General features: G+C 67.0%; 1 pseudogene. It reads right to left on the bottom strand.

Annotation, left to right across the window (positions count from 1 at the left end):
• Positions 1-219 (bottom strand): annotated as a pseudogene (locus tag B7449_RS13630) (hypothetical protein); the annotation flags it as partial.
• Positions 220-306: the final 87 nt, after the last annotated feature.

Here is a 306-nt window from a genome sequence, read left to right as displayed (position 1 = left end):
GGCCGAGAACGCGCCGCCTGCATTCCCGTCGGACAGCGTGACCGACGTGTCCGCGCGTGGCCCGTCATTGTCCGGTGTCAGCGTCAGCGTCAGGGCCGTTCCTGCCGTCCCCGTGGAGGCACCGGACAGCGTGTATCCCGTGGCAGGCGTGTAGATGCTGCCAGGAGGGTATGCCCCTTCGGCATCCAGCGCGTAGGCAAACCCGTCAGGTGCGGTCACGCCGGTCAGGCTGCTTAACAGTTGGGTGGCGATAACCGTCCCCAGTGGAGCAGAGATTACCGCCGCCGGTATAACGGGGGTCTCGCC

Source organism: Komagataeibacter intermedius TF2 (assembly GCF_000964425.1).
Lineage (GTDB): Bacteria > Pseudomonadota > Alphaproteobacteria > Acetobacterales > Acetobacteraceae > Komagataeibacter > Komagataeibacter intermedius.
Note: the sequence above shows the minus strand (reverse complement) of the source record. Positions and strands in the feature narration are given on the sequence as shown.